The organism is Aquidulcibacter sp. (genome assembly GCF_049239865.1).
In the GTDB taxonomy this organism is placed as follows: Bacteria; Pseudomonadota; Alphaproteobacteria; order Caulobacterales; family Aquidulcibacteraceae; genus Aquidulcibacter.
The window spans coordinates 1-1,611 of the sequence record NZ_JBMLTR010000198.1; the positions used below are offsets into that span (position 1 = coordinate 1).

Below are 1,611 nucleotides of genomic sequence, written 5' to 3' on the forward strand. Positions count from 1 at the left end.
TCATCCATGTCATCGACATGCACCAATTGACCAAAGACCCCGTCATGTTTGGGGCTGCGCGCACCAAGGCAAGCCCGGACCATAAGCTCTCGCCGTTCGAACTGGTGCGGTATCTGGATTATTGCTCTGAGATGCTGTCGCTCTCTGGCAAGTTGGCGGCGCTCTATGCGCAAGACTTCAATGATCCCGATGTGATCGATGCGGCTTCGGACATCGAACAATTGGCGACCAATCTCTCGCAGAAAGTCTGGCAGAAAATCACGATTGTCCAAGCCAGCAATCCAGCCATGGGCCTCAACTGATTTAGCTGACACGTCATTCAGATGCCCATTTAGGTAATTGTAACGACACCCGTGCCATAAAGCGCTCATCGCAGGAGTGGTGATTATGGCGAACTGGGTAAGTCGGGCACTGGCAGACATTGAAACACAGACCGAAAGCGTGTCTGGCGTTGCAGCCCTTCGGGCCGCCATGATGCAGGATGGTGTGATCGCGCAGGCCGAGGCGCGAACTTTGATCGCCATTCATCGTGCCGGCAAACGTCCCTCTGGCGAAGCAGGTTGGGCGGACCTCTTTGTCGAGGCCATGACCGACTATTACGCTTTGACGCGAGAAGTGCCGCACTATAGCGAAGATGAACTTACGCCAAACTGGTGTCACGCGATCAAAAGGACACTCGACGCATTGACGTTTGATGCGCTTCCCGATGTTCCCGCCGAGCCCACCTATAACGAACGCCTCGCCGCTTTGGGCGTGACAGAAGCCGATGCGCAGGTCCTGATTGATGCCTTTGCCGCTGACGGGATGGTCCTGGACGCCACAGAACTTCGCGTGCTGACGGCATTATTTGCGCGCGCTAATGTCTATCCCGCCAACTTGCGCAGTTTTGCATGGCGGGCGGTGCAGGCGAGCGTCTTGGCCGACAACACGATCCAAGCCCATGAGGTCAATCTGATAAGGTCGATGGTTATGGGCCCAGCCAGCCTGTCTGGTATCGCGGTAGACCGGGTTGAAGCAGATTTGCTGTGCGCGCTCGACCAAGCGGTCCCAGACGCTCAAAAAGATCTGAGCTGGGCGACTTTGTTTGCCCAAGGCATTGGCAATCATCTGTTGTTTGCAGGCGGCACGCCGGGCCGTCTGGATGCGGATGAACGCACCTGGCTGAATGAAAAGCTAAGCCACGGACCCACGGCCGCAACAAAAGCATTAGAAGCCTTTCTTGCGGCCGAGATCAGTTCAAACGCCTAAAGCGCTCAAGCCTTAATTGCCTGAATCGGCATCTTCAGCTTCCGGCTGAGCTGCACCCTTTTTACCGGGCTTTGGCAGCGCGGGCTCGAAAAAGAAGGTGAGTTGCTCTGCCTGCTCGCTTTCGACGTCGACGCGGACAAGGCCACCCTTCTTCAATTTGCCAAACAGCAATTCGTCTGCCAACGGCTTCTTGATATATTCTTGGATCAAGCGGCCCAACGGACGGGCACCCATGGCAGGATCATAGCCGCGGACGGCCAGCCAACTGCGCGCAGCATCGGTCAATTCAATCTCCACCTGACGATCCGCCAATTGCGCTTCCAATTGCAGGACGAACTTATCGACCACATTGGCAACAATCTC

At 55.9% G+C, this 1,611-nt stretch carries 1 protein-coding gene and 2 pseudogenes; 2 read left to right on the top strand and 1 reads right to left on the bottom strand.

The features are described from left to right. Positions 1-302 (top strand): annotated as a pseudogene (locus ACOVRA_RS13935) (hypothetical protein); the annotation flags it as partial. 85 nt (positions 303-387) lie between these two features. Then, a complete protein-coding gene (locus tag ACOVRA_RS13940) occupies positions 388-1,248 on the top strand; it encodes a hypothetical protein (RefSeq protein WP_421720829.1) in 861 nt (286 codons plus the stop codon). 12 nt (positions 1,249-1,260) lie between these two features. On the opposite strand, the pseudogene clpA reads toward ACOVRA_RS13940, so the two are convergent. Then, a pseudogene (gene clpA, locus ACOVRA_RS13945) lies at positions 1,261-1,611 on the bottom strand (ATP-dependent Clp protease ATP-binding subunit ClpA); the annotation flags it as partial.